The organism is Propionivibrio limicola, assembly GCF_009469695.1.
GTDB classification, from domain to species: domain Bacteria; phylum Pseudomonadota; class Gammaproteobacteria; order Burkholderiales; family Rhodocyclaceae; genus Propionivibrio; species Propionivibrio limicola.
The window spans coordinates 70,472-84,739 of sequence record NZ_SSSR01000004.1; the positions used below are offsets into that span (position 1 = coordinate 70,472).

Annotated in this window: 11 protein-coding genes; 6 read left to right on the forward strand and 5 right to left on the reverse strand. The window is 56.4% G+C overall.

The window, feature by feature from the left end; all coding sequences use genetic code 11:
- Positions 1 to 57: 57 nt before the first annotated feature.
- Positions 58 to 2,478: a serine/threonine protein kinase gene (locus GH659_RS05415; protein WP_153109920.1), complete on the reverse strand. Its 2,421-nt coding sequence runs from the start codon at positions 2,476 to 2,478 to the stop codon at positions 58 to 60.
- 226 nt (positions 2,479 to 2,704) lie between these two features.
- Between GH659_RS05415 and GH659_RS05420 the strand changes: the two genes are divergently transcribed.
- Positions 2,705 to 4,327 (forward strand): methyl-accepting chemotaxis protein, encoded by a 1,623-nt coding sequence (locus GH659_RS05420; protein ID WP_153109923.1) that lies wholly within the window; start codon positions 2,705 to 2,707, stop codon positions 4,325 to 4,327.
- Between the two features lie 71 nt (positions 4,328 to 4,398).
- Here GH659_RS05420 and GH659_RS05425 read toward each other — a convergent pair whose 3' ends face one another.
- From GH659_RS05425 to GH659_RS05435, 3 genes are all read right to left on the reverse strand, one after another.
- Positions 4,399 to 4,863, reverse strand: a complete 465-nt coding sequence (locus GH659_RS05425; protein ID WP_153109925.1) for a DUF3293 domain-containing protein — start codon at positions 4,861 to 4,863, stop codon at positions 4,399 to 4,401.
- On the reverse strand, positions 4,814 to 6,187 hold the full coding sequence (locus GH659_RS05430; protein ID WP_153109927.1) for a DNA recombination protein RmuC: 1,374 nt from the start codon (positions 6,185 to 6,187) through the stop codon (positions 4,814 to 4,816). Before GH659_RS05430 ends, GH659_RS05425 begins: the two co-directional genes overlap by 50 nt.
- Before the next feature lie 70 nt (positions 6,188 to 6,257).
- Positions 6,258 to 9,671, reverse strand: coding sequence for a DUF748 domain-containing protein (locus GH659_RS05435; RefSeq protein ID WP_170285829.1), 3,414 nt, complete (start codon positions 9,669 to 9,671; stop codon positions 6,258 to 6,260).
- A gap of 193 nt (positions 9,672 to 9,864) precedes the next feature.
- On the opposite strand from GH659_RS05435, the gene GH659_RS05440 reads away from it, so the two are divergent.
- A complete protein-coding gene (locus GH659_RS05440; RefSeq protein ID WP_153109931.1) occupies positions 9,865 to 10,818 on the forward strand; it encodes a GGDEF domain-containing response regulator in 954 nt (317 codons plus the stop codon).
- An 18-nt stretch (positions 10,819 to 10,836) separates the two neighbouring features.
- Positions 10,837 to 11,229 carry a response regulator transcription factor gene (locus tag GH659_RS05445; protein WP_153109933.1) on the forward strand — a complete coding sequence of 131 codons (393 nt, stop codon included), beginning with the start codon at positions 10,837 to 10,839 and terminating at the stop codon, positions 11,227 to 11,229.
- A 15-nt stretch (positions 11,230 to 11,244) separates the two neighbouring features.
- On the opposite strand, the gene gloB is transcribed toward GH659_RS05445, so the two are convergent.
- A complete protein-coding gene (gene gloB, locus GH659_RS05450; protein WP_153109935.1) occupies positions 11,245 to 12,006 on the reverse strand; it encodes a hydroxyacylglutathione hydrolase in 762 nt (253 codons plus the stop codon).
- A 27-nt stretch (positions 12,007 to 12,033) separates the two neighbouring features.
- Here gloB and GH659_RS05455 point away from each other — a divergent pair, with 27 nt between their 5' ends.
- From GH659_RS05455 to dnaQ, 3 genes are read left to right on the forward strand one after another with little or no spacing between them, the layout of a single operon-like run.
- Positions 12,034 to 12,774, forward strand: a complete 741-nt coding sequence (locus GH659_RS05455; protein ID WP_153109937.1) for a class I SAM-dependent methyltransferase — start codon at positions 12,034 to 12,036, stop codon at positions 12,772 to 12,774.
- Complete coding sequence (gene rnhA / locus GH659_RS05460) at positions 12,758 to 13,216, forward strand: ribonuclease HI (RefSeq protein WP_153109939.1); 459 nt, start codon at positions 12,758 to 12,760, stop codon at positions 13,214 to 13,216. Before GH659_RS05455 ends, rnhA begins: the two co-directional genes overlap by 17 nt.
- Positions 13,217 to 13,263: 47 nt before the next feature.
- Positions 13,264 to 13,995: a DNA polymerase III subunit epsilon gene (gene dnaQ / locus GH659_RS05465; protein ID WP_153109941.1), complete on the forward strand. Its 732-nt coding sequence runs from the start codon at positions 13,264 to 13,266 to the stop codon at positions 13,993 to 13,995.
- Positions 13,996 to 14,268 lie beyond the last annotated feature (273 nt).

The window sequence follows — 14,268 nt, forward strand, 5'->3', positions numbered from 1 at the left end:
CGAAGCAAACAACACGGGCGGCCACGGTCGCCCGTTGTCTTTATCGCCCCCTTTCCATCACCCCGACTGCTTGATCGCCAGCAACGCCTGATTGCGGAGCGTTCGCAGCAGTGAAAGCTCCTTTTCCGGAATGACGATTTCGCTGGCGTTGTCGCAATCAGCGTAAATCATGGCGACCGGATTTCCCTTGATGCACAACGGGAAAATCACGAAGGTGCCGGCATTCACACCTCGCCGGAACCAGTCCGGGATGCGCCCGACGATCTTCGGATCATCGGTATCGGTAATCAGGATATCGACGTTTTTCGACAGCGCCGCGTGGAAAATATCTGGAGCGAAGGCCAGCGAGAAATTGAAGCGCTTGGCAATTTCCTGCGCATCCGGCCCGAAACCGAAACGTCCCACCATCGCGTTCTTCTTGGCGTCGCGAACGCACAGAACGACACGCTTGAATCCTTTGGCCCGGTACATGGTTTCGAGGATGATGCGCAGCACATCGTTGAGCTTGAAGTTTTCCTCGACCAAGGTGTTACTGATGTCCTGAATACCGGCCATCAGGATGGCTTCAGGGTTGCCGGTTGCGGTGGGCGTGGCCTCGTCCTCCCCGCCCGGGAGCGGTGGGCTACCTGGCGCACCGGCCGGCACCGCTTCACTCAGGATGGTTCCGGCGGTATGGGTTATGACCGGTGCGCCGCCCGCCTCGCCCGGAGCATTTTCCTTTGCCGCCTTTCCGCCCCAGGCGCGCATTTGCCGGGCAAACGATGACTGCTTCAGATTCAGGCCGATGATCCCGGCGAATTGGGAAACTTCCTGGAACGAACTCTCCATCGTCTCGCGCAACACTTGCTCGCTGAGCAGGACATTCTCGCCGTAGCGCGCGATGGCCTTTTGCAATGCCTTGGTCTGCAGATCCGGTGGCACATCCGAAATCAGCGCACACAATTCATTCGAAAAAGCCGACAGCACGCGCATTTTCTCCTCGCTCGTCGCCGCCTTGCGGACGGTTCCGGACGGCAGCCGGCGCATGCTGTTCACGATCAGGCCGGGAAACCCCCAGGTACGCGCAATCGCGATGCCCAGTTCTTCGAACGAAATTCCGAGCACCTGCAGCGTGGCGGCTTCCTCACTGCACGACTTTTGCTCGACGACACGCCGGATTTCATCGCTCTCTTCGGGAAAGTAATACTGGCAAAGCAGGCGGCCGAGATTGTGGAACATCGAGCAGATGAAAAGCTGCTCGGCATCGCGGGTGCCGGACTTGACGCTGATGTCTTTGGCCAGGATGCCCGCCAGATTGGCACGCAGGAATTCTTCCTTGAGCTGATTGGCGTTCCCCTTGTTTTGCAGATGCTCGAACAGCAGGACGGTTACGGCGATATTGCGCACCGCATCGAATCCGAGCACGAGCACGGCGCGCGAAATCGTGCTGATATTGCCGCCACCGGCCTGGCGATAATAGGCCGAATTGACGAGACGCAAGATCTTGTTGGTCAGCGAGAAATCTCTCAGGATCGAGCTCGACAGATTGGCGATGCTCTCCTTTTCCGAACCGGCAATTTTGTTGATCGTGCTGACCGACTCGGACAGCGCCGGAAAATCGCTCTTGTGCCGCATGCGCCGGAGCAGGAAATCAATCGTGCTCTGTTTCGCATCGGCCGAGGCTGCGACTTCCCCATCCCGCGCAAGGTAATGATCAATCGCATCGCGCATTTGCCCGATGGTCGCAAAGCGTTGTTCGGGATCGCGGGCAATTGCCTTGTAGAGCAGGCTTGCCAGTTCATCGTCGAGTTCGATGCCCGATTTTTCGGGAATCCGGATGTCTTTGTCGGTAATCCGGCGCATCGATTCGTGAATGTCTTTCCCTTGCACGGCGCGCTGCCCGGTCAGCAGTTCGTAGAAGACGAGGCCCACCGAAAAGACATCCGAGCCTTCGGTATTTTCACGCTGGGTGATGTACTCCGGTGCCATATAGGCCGGCGTTCCCATGAATTCCTTGCTGTTCGCCTGCGCTTCCGTCCGCGCCGCGATGCCGAAATCCATGACGCGTGGCATGCCGGCGTCGTCGATGAGAATGTTGCTCGGCTTGATGTCGCGATGGATGATTCCCGCCGCGTGGGCATGAGCAATCGCATCGAGCACCGGCCGCAGGATGGCAATGGCTTTGACCGTCGTCAGGCGGCCGCTTTCCCTGAGGTAATCAACCAGGTTCTTGCCGGGCACGTACTCGAAAACGAGATAAAGATCCCCCCGTTCTTCGCCCGCCTCGAAAATCGGCACGATATTCGGATGACGCAACTGGCTGACCATGCGCGCCTCCGCAAGAAGTTGCTGGTTCTTTTGCCGGTCAGGGTTGGAAAAATGCAGCGTCTTGATCGCCACTTCCCGCTCGAGGTGCGGGTCGCGTGCAAGATAAACAACGCTTTGCGCCCCTCTGCCGAGTTCCCGAATGATCCCGAAGCGCCCGATGTGTTTGCCCATTCTATGTTTCTATCAATTGAGTCCGAGTATTTCCTGTGGCCGATATCCGCCCTTCTTTTGATGCGAAAGATCGGTACGTCCGAGGCAAGGCCGCGATAGTAACTATTTTCCGGAACGCATTGCACGTATCTGCGTTTGAATGTAAGAATTTGTTCAGAAATTTCCGTACCGGTTATTTTTGCTTCGAGTCTGCCAGGTTCGAGTTTTCAACCTAAGAAGGATCGCCATGAAGAACGTCACAATCGCTCAACGAATCCTGCTCTTGATCGCCACTTCGGTCATTTCACTGCTGCTGGTCGGAGGCGCCGGCCTCTATGTTGCGAATAAGCAGGCAGAAGGAATAAAGATCATCGTCGAAGACAGTCTGACCAGCATTCAAACTCTGGGCGAAGCCCGACAAATGTTCATGGCGCTGCGGCTCAGTGTCTATGGCCACGTAATGAGCACCGACCCGATGACCAAACTGGGCGTTGAAAGCATGGTCAATTTCAACCGGGAAGAAGTCGAAAAGTTTCTCAAGGAATACGAAAAACTGTTGAGCAATGACGAGGACAAGAAATTGCTCGAAGCGGATGTCAGCAGCTTCAAGGCCTATATCGATCTTGTAAACAACGAGGTGCTCCCGAAGTCACGCCAGAATGACAGTAGCGCGGGCGATATGGTGATTACCGAGCTCTCGGCGCTCGGTTTCAAAACTCTTGAAAACCTGAACGCCCATATGGAGTTCAACAGAGGCAACGCCGAGAAATACACGCAAGAAGCCATGCAGACCTCTGCGCAAGGGAAAATAACCTCGTTGATCGTCATTGCCCTCGGCATCGCATTTGCCGCCGGCTTGGGGCTCTTTACACTGCGCTCGATCAAATCGTCGTTGAGCCAGATTCAATCAAGCGTGAACCTGATTGAACGCGATCTCGACTTCACGGTACGCGCCCGAGTCGCCGCCAATGATGAAATCGGACAAACCACCGTCTCGCTGAATCGGCTCCTCGACAAATTGCAGAACAACCTGAAATCGATTTCCCAGAGCGCACAATCGGTAGCGACGGCCGCTGGCCAAATGGCAAGCACGTCGAACCAAGTGGCTACCGCGTCCCACCAGCAAAGTGAAGCGGCTTCCGATATGGCGGCTACCGTCGAAGAAATGACGGTCAGCGTCAATCATGTCGCCGATCGGGCGCTGGAAGCCGATCGAATTTCCGATGAGTCAGGGCAACTGGCGATCTCGGGCGAAAAGGTGATCGGCCAGACCGTCAACGACATTCAGGACATTGCTTCGACTGTCCATGAGGCTGCCCGTCTCATTCAGGGACTGGAAGAGCACAGCCAGCAGATTTCCAAGGTCGTCACCGTCATCAAGGAAGTCGCCGACCAGACCAACCTGCTCGCGCTCAACGCCGCCATCGAAGCCGCACGCGCCGGCGAACAGGGGCGTGGATTTGCCGTCGTGGCGGATGAGGTGCGCAAACTGGCTGAACGCACATCATCATCGACGCAGGAAATCTCAACCACGATCGATGCCATCCGGATCAGCGCCGGCGACGCTGTGGCGAGCATGCAAGGCGTCGTCAGCAAGGTTTCGCAGGGCGTCGACCGGGCGCAGGAAGCCAGCGAGTCGATCAAGCAAATCGGCGAAGGCAGCCGCCACGCGGTCGCCATGGTCGAAGAAATCGCGTCTGCGATCCGCGAACAGGGCGCGGCCACCAACAACATCGCAACGCAGGTCGAACGGATCGCCCAGATGTCGGAAGAAAGCAGCGCGGCGGCCACCAACAGCGCCAGTGTCGCCAATGATCTCGACCGTCTGGCAACGGACATGCAGCGTATCGTCAGCGCCTATCGTCTGTGATTTATTGGCGCATGTACCCTCGCCCGGTGGCAACCTCGTTCCCACCGGGCTTTTTATCTCAAGCGATTCATTCAGCCCCAGACCAGACGTGGCGCCGACCCGACCTCGCCGTACACGCACGCCGCCTGGGAAAACTCGACCAGCAGTTTTTTCGCGTCTTCTGCACTGACCTGAAGCAGCAGGTAACCCGGTTCGTCCGGCCAGGAAGAATCGTCGGCGATGTTGCAGGCCGCGAAAGTTGGCCAATCGTGCCCGGCAACGTACCGATCAAGACGCTCCTGACGCATCGGATTTTCGTTGTCGCTCCGCTTACCGCCCGGATTGCAGGCGGTCACGATGCACCACGTAGCAGCGCCTTGCTGCCGTAAAAAGGCGTCGAAAGCCGGGTTCCGGCGGCCAATTCTCAGGTCGAAAACGCCACCGGATGTAGATACGCGATAGGTGGTTGCGCGAAAAGCCGCTTCAAGCGTTTTCGATGCCACGAGTTCAAACTGGAGCGTCGGCTTCGCCCGCCGCTTCGATTTCTTCCAGAGCACCTAATCTCACCTGCGCTTCGTTGACCGGGAGCGCCTCGACGCCTTTGAGCTTGCGTTCGATCTGCCGCGTCCGAACGCCGGCCGACTCGATGCTCTTCGTGGCTTGTTCAAGCTTCTTGCGCGTCGATTCGAGCGCCTCGCCGAACTTGCCGAATTCGGTCTTCACCGCGCCAAGAACAGCCCAGACTTCGGACGAGCGCTGCTCGATGGCGAGCGTGCGGAAACCCATTTGCAAGCTATTGAGCAGTGCCGCGAGCGTCGTCGGCCCAGCCAGATTGACTCGATAGTCGCGCTGCAGCGTTTCCGCCAGGCCGGGGCGACGCAACACCTCGGCATACAGACCTTCGGTCGGCAAATAGAGAATGGCGAAATCGGTCGTGTGCGGCGGTTCCACGTACTTGTCGCGAATTTTCTTCGCCTCGTCGCGCAAGCGCGTTTCCAGCGCTTTCGACGCCTGTTCGACGGCGGCCGACTCGGCACGCTCCTGCGCTTCCACCAACCGTTGATAATCTTCGACGGGGAACTTGGCGTCGATTGGCAACCAGACGGGTTTTCCGGCCCCCTTCCCTGCTTCCTTGCCCTGACCCGGCAGGCGAATGGCAAACTCGACGCGTTCGTTCCCCGTCGAGCGCGTCACGACGTTCTTCTCGTACTGCTCGGCCGTCAGCACCTGATCGAGCAAGGCTTCCAGCTGGACCTCGCCCCACGTCCCGCGCGTTTTGACGTTGGTCAGCACTTTTTTCAGGTCACCAACGCCCGCCGCCAGATTCTGCATTTCGCCCAAGCCCTTGTGGACCTGTTCCAGGCGTTCGCTGACCAGCTTGAAGGAATCACCGAGGCGCTGTTCGAGCGTTGCATGCAACTTCTCGTCGACGGTTTTGCGCATTTCCTCAAGCTTGTTGGCGTTGTCGGCCTGAATCGCACCGAGGCGCGTCTCCACCGACTGGCGCAACTGTTCGAAGCGTTGCTCATTGCTCTGCGTCAGCCGCGCCAGTTGCTGGGCAAAAGCTTCCAATTGCTGCCCCTGCAAGGTGCCGAGTTGGCCGACGTGCGCCGCCAGCGCTTTGGCCAGGCGATCAAGTGACTGCGACTGCTCCTCGCGATCGCCGCGAGCCAACGCCGTCGCCTCCTGACGGCTACGCGCCATCTCTTCGCGCAGCTCGCGCTCGACCCGCGTCAAACCGTTTTCCAAGGCGCTGCCTAATGCGTTGAAATAAGGTTCGATGGAATCGTCAGTGCGGTTAGCACGTCGCCAGAGCGAAAAAACAAAAAACAATACGAGAACACCTGCAAGCAGCAGCGCGATCAAGACAAATTCAGTCATGCAAGTCCTTCATTCTTATTGAAAACAGGTCGGCAAAATGTTCGCCCTGACCGTTCCTGAGTGAAAACATTCATTTCAAGGAAAAGTCGGCGCGACTTGCCTTGCCTTTCGATTCTTCGCCTACCGCGGCTTCGGGCGCTTCCAGACGACTCGGCCGCAGAAATACACGTTCGGCTGGCACTTCGTGGGCAAGAAACCAGTCACGAACAGCCTTGGCTCGGCGGTCACCCAGCCTGAGAAGATCGTCTTCGTCGATCGTGGTGTTGGCCAGCATGAGTTTTTCCATTTCCTCCACCGGCAAGCGTTTGACCATTCCAATCATATTGCGCGGTTTCGGGAATTTTTCCGAACGATAGACGCGTTCCAGCAGGGATGGATATTCCTGTGGTGTCACGTCGATGCCGGACGTGCCCCCGGTCTCTATTCCCTTCTTCGTCATATCTTCGCGCTTCGCGGCCCGGACGAGCCGATCGATGCGTGCCCGTTTCAGCCCTTCACGGTCATTTTCGGGATCGATGCGGCCCTCGATTTCAAGCTTGAGGCTCGGTCTGTCGATCAGCGCCTTGGCCAGATTCTCCAGCCGCTTTTCCGCCTCTGGCGTAATCGCCGCACGCCCATAGGCGAACTCGATATTCGACAATTCCTCGCCACCGCCAAAAACCGAACCGAGTAGCGCAAATGGCGACGTCACGGCTTTGGCGATCAGATTGACGAAAACCCTGACGATCAGGCCACCGACACTGAATTCAGGATCGTTCAGTGAGCCGGAAATCGGCAGGTTGACGTCGATTTCTCCGTTGCGGTTCTTGAGCAGCGCCACCGCCAGTGTCACCGGCAACTTCGTGGCCTCCGGACTATCGACCGGTTCACCGAACGTCAGCTGATCAAGGAACACCCGGTTTTCGGCTTCCAGTTGATCATTCTCGATTTTGTATTTGACGAACAGGGAGAGCTTGCCTTTCTCGATGGCGTACCCGGCGTACTTGCCGGAATACGTCGAGAATGAGGTCATTTCGATGCCCTTGACCTCGGCCTGCAGATCGAGATACGGCTTGGCCAGCAGCGGATTGATCTTGGCTGTGATGGTAAGTGGCGCGACGTTGTCGTAGGCGCCTCGCAGGTCGAGATTGGCGACTGTGCCCGGTTCCGAGGACAGGCCCGAAACGCGGCCACCAACCTTTCGCAGATTCGCCGTGTAGTTTGGCTTTACGAAGTTGTCGGTAAAGCGGACGCTGCCGCCCTGCAAAGTGATCTTGCCGATCTTGACCGGCGTTGCTGGTCCCTTGCTGGTCTCGAGCGGCACCGCCGCCTTGCCCTCTGCGGCTTGGTTGGCGACCGATCCCGGCCCACTCGGATCGGATACAGAGGATGGCGCTTTACCTGCTTCGCGAACCTTCTGCTCCGGCTGGCGGACAATCTGCATGAGATTGAGTTTACCCTCCGGGCTGACGATGACCCGTGCAAAGAAATCGGACAGCGCAACTTCACCGATCGAAACCGAATCCGGATTCATGCGGACATCGACATTGCCCAGGTGGAACGATTTCCAACGCAGGAAATCCGCCGAGTTCAACTTGTCCACCGAATAGAAATCACCGATGGTCACATCGCCGTTAAAGGCGCTCTGGAAACTTGGAGCGGATTCGCTTTTAGCTTGGCTCTGACGAAGCTGCACTCCCCCCTTTAGCGTAACCAGTCCTTGAGTGACGTCGATGTTGAGCTTCTCTGAAAAATACGGCTGCAACGGCAGCAGCTCGATGGTTTTTGCATCGACGTTCAGCCGCGCCTCCAACGGTGCCGGCTTTACCGTTCCATCGAATGCCAGAACGCCACGCTTGTTCAGATTGAACCTCGTCTTGACCTTTGCCGTTTGCGCCGGATCGGTTGACAGATCAAGCACTTCGAACGAGAGGCCGTTGATCGTCTGCAGGGCTGCCGGGGACACCGCCTTATCCTCGAAACGCAGGCCGATCTTGTCGCCCACATAGCGCTTTACGGTAATTTTCCAAGGGGCGGAAGTATCTTTACGGGCCGCTTCGGCGACCCGCAGCGCCGGCGGTTTTATCCAGTCGATCCGGCCATCGGCAAGACGTCGAATCAGGCCGCTGCCCCCATTCACGTTCACATCTCCGAGAACGATTTCATGCCGTGCCAGATCGAGCTGGCCGCCTTTCACGGTGAATTGGTCGATCTTCAGCCATTCACCGGCCGCCACCCGCCAGGACAGATCAAAGCCGGCCTTTTCCTTGTTTTCCTTATTCGGACTGGACAGTTTTTGCGCCCCGAACTCAATGGCATCGATGCTGGCCTTGAACGGTGCTCCGTGTGATTCGTCAAGCCAGCGCAACGCGCCGCCGCTGATCTTCGCGTGACCAATCGACCATTCGATCGCCTCCTTTCCATTGCCTGCCTTTTTCTCGGATGGAGGACTGTTCGCGCCATTCTGTCGCGGCAACAGGGCAAGCCAGTTGATCGCCCCTCGCTTATCGACATGGGCGCTAACCTCTGGCGAATCAACCAGAATATTGTCAATAACGAATTTGCCCGCCACCAAATCTGCCGATTCGACGGCAAGATCAAGACGCTTCATTGAAACCAGGGGCGAACCGCCCTCGTCGTCGATTTCAATGTCTTTGAGCGCCGATGTTCCGGAAAGCAGGACCGATGGCTGATTGTCAGCCTCCAGGCGGAAGGTGATCTTCAGGCCGGTATCCAGCGTTCCCGAGACCACCTTGATTGGCAGTCGAAGCGGCGCATAGCCGAGGTACTTCGCCAGCTCCAGATCCGTCAAATCGAGGTCGATCTCGCTCTCAAGCGATTGGGCAAAAGGCTTGCTGCGCCCCTTGATCGCCAGCGGCGCCCCATTGAAATTCGCCGAGAAAGCCGGTTCAACAAAAATATCCGCCGCGTACGCCATGCTCGATACGAACGGGATACTCAGATTGATGTCGCTGGCGACATGCTTTTCCCCAACGGTCTGATCGTCGAATTCGACACGCCCCCCCTGCAATTGAATGTTGTTGAGCGAAAAAGACGGCGTTGGATCGTCATTCTTTGGCCGAGCCATGAACTCGTCCAGAAGATCCGAAAAGTTGTAGCTCCCATCAGGATGACGTACCAGCTTCAGTGCGGGATTCACCAGGCGAATCTCGTTAATGACGGGACCTCCCCGCAGCAGGGAACTGGCCTCGACATTCAGGTAAAGGCTGTCGAAACCGGCAAAGGAACCCCCTCCGTCACGTTCGCCGATACTGACCCCGTCAACGGTCACCGACAAGGCATAAGGGTTGATGCGTATCTTTTCCACCGATACGTTGCGGTGCAAAACCTCGCCCAAGGTGTCGAGCAGCAACGACTTCACAATCGGCGGCAGGACAAAAAAGCCAAGAATCCCGACCGTAACAACCGCAATGAGGAAACGCACGCCATATTTGCGCGTTCGCGGAGACTGAATCAGCGTCGCCATTTTTTTCGAGTCGATCATAGTGGGCTGTCCGCAAGGCAAGTTGGATATCTGGATGGCAAATTTATCATGAACAGTCGCCCCTCTTGCCCAAAATGCAAACAAGCCGAGCGACAGCAGAGCCGCTTGATTCATGCATTCAACCCATAGTGAACGGCCCGGAATACCGTCTTTCGGGCTAAAATCCCGCCCAGCCCTTTCCCCATGCCCCTCCATGAAAACCTTGGTTATTGAAGACAGCAGAACGACGCTCAAGATCCTCTGCAGCCATCTTGAACGAATGGGCATTACTCCGATTCCGGCAGAAACCGGACTCTCGGGCATCGATCTTTTCCAGAAAGAACGACCGGACCTCGTACTGCTCGATATCGTGATGCCAGACGTCGACGGTTTCGAGGTGGCCAGGAAAATTCGTCAGCTGGAATTACAAGGTCAATGGACGCCCATCATTTTTCTCAGTGCGCTGACAAAGGATCAGGATATTGAGAGAGGCATCGCGGCAGGAGGCGACGACTATATCCTCAAGCCGGTGAGTGAAATCGTCCTTGGGGCAAAAATCCGGGCCATGTTGCGCATTATCCAGATGCGCCAATCACTACTCGTCCTGACCCAAAAGCTGGATGCCGCGAATCAGGAACTGCGACGTCTTACCTCGCTTGACGGTTTGACCGGCATCGCCAACCGGCGGCATTTCGACAACATCCTCACGCGGGAATGGCAACGCGCCATGCGTCGTGGCGACGAAGTGGCAATCCTGATGTGCGATATCGACTTCTTCAAGTTGTTCAACGATACGTATGGCCATCAGAACGGCGACGCCTGCCTGATCAAGACGGCCCACGCACTGACAGCGTGCATTGAGCGCGGTGGCGACCTCGTGGCTCGTTATGGCGGCGAGGAATTCGTTGCCATCCTGCCTGGTACAACGTTGGAAGGTGCCGTCCATATCGCAGACCAGATGCGGTTAGCCGTTCAGAATTTGTCCATTCCACACCCCTCATCCCCCTTCGGATTCGTAACCGCAAGCCTGGGAGTGGCTTCTGGGGTGGCCATGCCTGAAACATCGCCGAATGATTTGATTCACGCGGCCGATCAGGCACTATACAAAGCAAAACACGGGGGAAGAAACCGCGTCTGCCAGACCGCGGCTCTTGCCCCCGAAAGCTAAGAGACAAACGGGAATCAAATGGAACACGGCAGTGCCAAGGTGTTAATTGTCGATGACAATGATTTGATGCGCACATTGCTGCGCGGGATTCTTCGCAACGAGGATTGCTTCATTGCAGGAGAAGCCAAAAACGGCCTGCAGGCGCTCGAATTTATAGAACGCAATCCGCCCGACATCGTTTTCATGGACGTGATGATGCCGCTGATGGACGGCCTGGAAGCATTGCAGAACATCAAAAAGAAATACCCGGACATCGTTGTCGTCATGATTACCGGCAATCCAAGCGTCGACAACGTGCATGAATCGATCGACAACGGCGCCAACGGTTTCATAGTCAAACCTTTTAACTCCGCCAAAGTCATCGACACCCTGCACCGCGTGTGGCCAAAGAAACAGACCTGCATAGCCTGACCAAGAAACCGGGCGCTAGAAACTGTTTTTCCACTCACGCAAGGCCGCAAATACCGTACGCGGATCACTCGCGCCAGGAATCCGGTTCTGCACGGACGCAATCACTTCCGGCATGGCACAACGCAAGAATGGGTTTGTCGCCTTTTCGAGAGCAAGCGTCGAGGGTACCGTCGGCAACGATTGCGCACGCGCGAGCGAAACATCCGCCGCGCGCTTCCTTAATAGGAGATTCCCCGGTTCGACGGCCAATGCAAAGCGCAGGTTAGCTTCCGTATATTCGTGAGCGCAGTAGATACGTGTGTCATCCGGCAACGCCGCCAATTTGAGCAGCGAGTCGTACATCTGATTGGGCGTGCCTTCAAAAATCCGTCCGCAACCGGCACCAAACAATGTGTCGCCGCAAAACAGGCAGTTATCGGCGTAAAAAGCCAGATGCCCGGCCGTATGCCCCGGCACCGACAACACTTCAAATTCGACATCACCCAAACCAGGGAAAATACGCTCGCCACCATATAAAGGATGCGTCATGGCTGTGATAGACTCCGCGCCCGACCCATACACCTCAGGCTGGCAATGCACCACCAGACCGGTAACGCCGCCCTGATGGTCCGAATGATGATGGGTGACGAAAATCGACCTTAATTTCAGTTCGCCCCGCATGAGAACATCCAGCACCGGACGTGATTCACCAGGGTCTACAACAACCACCGAGCCGCCTTTGCGGATCAGCCAGATGTAGTTATCCTTGAAAGCAGGAATTCCGATTACTTCAAACATTGGTTGATTTTGGAAGAACGGCGGAAAATGTCAATTCCCGAATTCGATGCATGGTTGCAAACTCCACTCGGACGCTACGTCATGGCTTGGGAGCGAACCAAGGTCAACGCGCTTGTTGTCGACCTGTTCGGCTACAACGCTCTTCAAATCGGGCTGCCGCAATATAACCTGCTCGCACAGAATCGCATTCCGCTGCGCAAAGTCATTGGCGAATCGGGTGATGTCGATGTCTTTTGCGATCCGCGTGAACTACCTTTCGCCGCAAACAGCATTGACCTCATCGTGATGCCCCATGCGTTCGAATTCAGCACCAACCCGCACCAGATCTTGCGGGAAGTCGAGCGCGTGTTAATTCCCGAGGGGCAACTCGTTATTACCGGATTCAACCCGATCTCACTCTGGGGAGTGCGTCAGTATCTGGGAAAAATCACCGCCACGGGCAATGATTTCCCTCTCAACGGACACTATATTTCCGTGCTACGACTGAAGGACTGGTTGCAATTGCTCGGGTTCGACGTCGACCGGGGTAATTTCGGCTGTTACGCGCCGCCGTGCAACGATCAGCGCTGGCTTAAACGATGCCGCTTCATGGAAGCCGCCGGAGATCGTTGGTGGAGCTTTGCCGGCGGCGTCTATTTGCTGCGCGCCGTAAAACGTGTGCGGGGAATGCGCCTCATCATGCCTGAGTGGGGACCGAAACAGGCGGCGGTCAATGGATTAACCGCGATTACACACAAGGAATTTGATCAACGTGGTCAGCGAAACTAGCGTTAATATCTTTACCGACGGCGGTTGCCGCGGCAACCCCGGCCCCGGCGGCTGGGGCGTCCTCCTGCGAGCAGGCACCGCCGAAAAGGAACTCTGGGGGGGCGAAGCGGAGACCACAAACAACCGGATGGAACTCACCGCCGTTATCCGCGCCCTTGAGGCTCTCAAACGCCCCGTCTCCGTCAGTATCCACACCGATTCCCAATACGTGCAAAAAGGCATCAGCGAATGGATACACAACTGGAAGCGTAACGGCTGGAAAACGGCCGATCGAAAACCGGTCAAAAACGCCGACCTCTGGCAAGAACTCGATAGCCTCGTCAAGCATCACCAAATCCGCTGGGTCTGGGTCAAGGGCCATGCCGGACACGAAGGCAATGAACGAGCTGACCAGCTAGCCAATCGCGGTATCGATGAAGTGCTCGGCATTACCCAGCGATAGCCAAATCATTCAGCCGCCCTCTCAAACAACACAAGGCACTACAGCTTATGCGCCAAATATTTCTCGATACCGAAACAACCGGCCTTGAGCATAAACTCGGCCATCGCATTATTGAAATTGGCTGCGTTGAGATGCGCAATCGACGCCTGACGCACAAGCACTTTCACCGCTACCTGAACCCGGACCGCGATATTGACGCGGGCGCGCTCGCAGTTCACGGCATCAGCCTCGAATTTCTTCAGGACAAGCCGCGCTTTAACGAAATAGCCGAGGAATTCCTCGATTTTATTCGCGGCGCTGAACTCATCATTCATAACGCCCCCTTCGATGTCGGCTTTCTGAACGCCGAACTGGCCCGGCTTGACCTGGCCCCCATTAACACGGTGTGCCATGGCATCGTGGACACCCTGCGTCTTGCCAAAGAGATGTTTCCGGGCAAACGAAACAATCTTGATGCGCTGTGCGATCGCTACGGAATCGACAATTCGCATCGAACCCTGCACGGCGCGTTGCTTGACTCGGAGATTTTGGCCGAAGTCTATGTCGCCATGACCCGTGGCCAAGAAAGCCTGGACATGGGGATTTCAAGCGATGCCCCTGCCCCATCCGATATCAACATTGCCCCAATAAGCCTGTCGACAAGCGGAAAACAGCGAATAATCAGAGCCTCCGAGACCGAACTCGCCGAGCATCACAACGTGCTACAGACGATTCAGAAGGAGGCCAAGGGAAAATGCCTCTGGCTTCCTACGGAAACCATAGACCGAGCAGACGCCTGACCGTGCCGTGTGCGCAAAGCGCCATGACGGTAACCGTACCTGACAGTGGACGTGTTACGTCATATCGCCTTCACTTGCTCTTGGATTTCGACGGACACAACCGGAGTTGCACGAACACAAAAAAGACCAGCCCCCACTTGAATTAGTCGGTTTCTGGCCTTTGATGGATTAGCTTCGACTTTCAGATGGTGCCGGAACCGGAATCGAACACGCGCATTAACTAATTGATTAAAAGAACTAATATATTTCTATGTTTTTTTGTTACCGTCAAAG

Bases quoted from the DNA above. Each gene is read 5' to 3' on its own strand.
- GH659_RS05415 (WP_153109920.1), bottom strand. From the start codon at position 2,478: ATGGGCAAACACATCGGGCGCTTCGGGATCATTCGGGAACTCGGCAGA.
- GH659_RS05420 (WP_153109923.1), top strand. From the start codon at position 2,705: ATGAAGAACGTCACAATCGCTCAACGAATCCTGCTCTTGATCGCCACT.
- GH659_RS05430 (WP_153109927.1), bottom strand. From the start codon at position 6,187: ATGACTGAATTTGTCTTGATCGCGCTGCTGCTTGCAGGTGTTCTCGTA.
- GH659_RS05435 (WP_170285829.1), bottom strand. From the start codon at position 9,671: ATGATCGACTCGAAAAAAATGGCGACGCTGATTCAGTCTCCGCGAACG.
- GH659_RS05440 (WP_153109931.1), top strand. From the start codon at position 9,865: ATGAAAACCTTGGTTATTGAAGACAGCAGAACGACGCTCAAGATCCTC.
- GH659_RS05445 (WP_153109933.1), top strand. From the start codon at position 10,837: ATGGAACACGGCAGTGCCAAGGTGTTAATTGTCGATGACAATGATTTG.
- gloB (WP_153109935.1), bottom strand. From the start codon at position 12,006: ATGTTTGAAGTAATCGGAATTCCTGCTTTCAAGGATAACTACATCTGG.
- GH659_RS05455 (WP_153109937.1), top strand. From the start codon at position 12,034: ATGTCAATTCCCGAATTCGATGCATGGTTGCAAACTCCACTCGGACGC.
- dnaQ (WP_153109941.1), top strand. From the start codon at position 13,264: ATGCGCCAAATATTTCTCGATACCGAAACAACCGGCCTTGAGCATAAA.